Annotated in this window: 4 protein-coding genes; all 4 read left to right on the top strand. The window is 32.2% G+C overall.

Annotated features, from left to right (window positions below; all coding sequences use genetic code 11):
• Positions 1 to 200 precede the first annotated feature (200 nt).
• The 4 genes from FTV09_RS17560 to FTV09_RS17545 all read left to right on the top strand — a co-directional run bounded on the left by FTV09_RS17560 (position 201) and on the right by FTV09_RS17545 (position 1784).
• The gene (locus FTV09_RS17560; protein ID WP_180058996.1) at positions 201 to 680 is read left to right on the top strand and encodes a hypothetical protein; all 480 of its coding nucleotides are present in this window, start codon (positions 201 to 203) and stop codon (positions 678 to 680) included.
• 156 nt (positions 681 to 836) lie between these two features.
• Positions 837 to 1172 (top strand): hypothetical protein, encoded by a 336-nt coding sequence (locus tag FTV09_RS17555; RefSeq protein ID WP_180058995.1) that lies wholly within the window; start codon positions 837 to 839, stop codon positions 1170 to 1172.
• A 49-nt stretch (positions 1173 to 1221) separates the two neighbouring features.
• Entirely contained in the window at positions 1222 to 1401 is a 180-nt protein-coding gene (locus FTV09_RS17550; RefSeq protein WP_016658770.1) for a hypothetical protein, read from the top strand.
• Positions 1398 to 1784: a type II toxin-antitoxin system death-on-curing family toxin gene (locus FTV09_RS17545; protein ID WP_180058994.1), complete on the top strand. Its 387-nt coding sequence runs from the start codon at positions 1398 to 1400 to the stop codon at positions 1782 to 1784. Before FTV09_RS17550 ends, FTV09_RS17545 begins: the two co-directional genes overlap by 4 nt.
• The last annotated feature ends 192 nt before the right edge of the window (positions 1785 to 1976 follow it).

Raw genomic sequence — 1976 nt, 5'->3', positions numbered from 1 at the left:
TGTACACGGTGCACTGGGTTATGTATCGCCTTTTGAGTTTGAAGCAATGTACTATGATAAGATTAATCCGTTAGGTCAGGTGGCCTAACTTAAATAAAAAAGTCTCCGACAAACCCGGTACGGTTCAAATCTTAGAAAAGATATATAAGCAACAGCAGAATACTTATGTTGTAACAAGTACATGTGGCGCATGGTTTGGTATGAGTAGCCCAGAAAGCCATTATTTTATATATGAGTTTAACGATCTAGCAAAATTAATTAAATCTGAAACTATTGAATTCAAAGAGTCATTAGATATTACTATTTCAGAGCTTAATTCAGGTATAAAAATAACATCAAGCCAAAGTCCTAAAACTGGGAAAAAATATGATTATGAATTCAAAAATGGGAGCTTATATGACTTCTCAACATCTATGAATAGAAATTTAGTTTCAAAAGAAAATGATAGAATCTGTAAGGGATTCTATGATCAAGTTTATACTCAATTTAAGTATTCTTATGTACCTGGTATGACTAATCTTTTTGAAATTTTACCTAGACATGCTTATTCATGGGTTCCAAACAAAATAAAATCTAGTGAAGAATTATCAGATAAATTAGCCAATGATTTAAAAGGGAAAGATCTAACACAACGTAGAAATGTTCCTTATTCAAGATTTAAACAAGACTATTGTTCTTAACTAAACTTAAGTATTCCTAAAATTAATATAATAGGTGCTATGCAAAGTCAAAATGTTAGAACCCATTCAAAATGGGAGCTATAAGCTCCCATTTTTGACTTCGTATAAGGTGTATTATGCTAATTTTAGAAAATCTTAAAATTAAAGGAAAAAATAGTGAAAATTGGAATTTTCTGGCATTGGAATAATAAAGTCATCGGTATAGCTCATGTGTTTAATTTAGGTGATGCTGATTCAATTGGCTTAATTGATAGTCCTTACACGCATATCGAGTATTGGAAAAATGTACAAAGTGAATATCCAGAGCTTAAAGCTTATGAATATGAGCAGATTCCACGAGGTCGGGTAATTTACGATATGAACAAAGATAAAGTAATTGTCTATATGGATAAGACATTATTTACTTCCCGAACCGCATCTAAGATTTATGATTTCTTTGATATAGACTCTGAGTCAGCTATTCCTAGAAAAGATCCTCACTATCGCACCTAATTGTAAAATTTGAGCTAAAATAGACATCTCTATTAATGGAGCTATGAATATGAGAAAACGCTTAAAAGACTATAGCCTTGATCAAGTTTCAAATCGCCAAAAGGTTTCAGGTCAAGTATTACCAATTCAATTTAGCAATGATGAAGCAACAAAACGTGTTGTGATGCACAGTGCTAAACGAGTTATTAAGCAGCATAAAGCAGAACTTCAAGAGCTTGCTTATAAATGAGTTTGATTAGCTCAACATTCGTGATCGCTGTACATGATGAGATCCTATTACAAACTGGCGTGGGGCGAACAGGCTGTCATATTGAAAAGCTAGAAAGCGTATTAAGCCGTATAGATCAGCAGATGTATTACAGCAATGTAAGCGACATTTTTGAGATCGCAGCATGGTTTGGTATTGCTATCTCAAAAGGTCATACTTTTGTTGATGGTAATAAAAGAACTGGTTTAGCTGTAATGCTGACTTATCTAGAAATTCAAGGTGTTACCATTCAGGAACAAACAGGTTTAGATGATTTGATGGTCGATATTGTTGAATCACAAGAAGAACATGAATTATTAGCCAAAATTGTGGCTGAATTCTTATACGAGCTTTCGATAATTTAAACTAAGAAATCAGAATCTGAATATTTGGATCATCGATATTCGATAAAAGATTCTTATAAATTAAATCTCTGTACACGACAAAAATAGATAACTCATTGAAATAATGTCACAATAATTGTTTTCTAACGACGAATACTATGACACATCTCAATGAGCTATATCTTATCTTAAACAAATATCTAAAATGGAACA

Source organism: Acinetobacter sp. YH12227 (assembly GCF_013417785.1).
Taxonomy (GTDB): Bacteria; Pseudomonadota; Gammaproteobacteria; order Pseudomonadales; family Moraxellaceae; genus Acinetobacter; species Acinetobacter gandensis.
The sequence above is the reverse complement of the archived record's forward strand: the minus strand, read 5'-3'. Positions and strand labels throughout refer to the sequence as shown.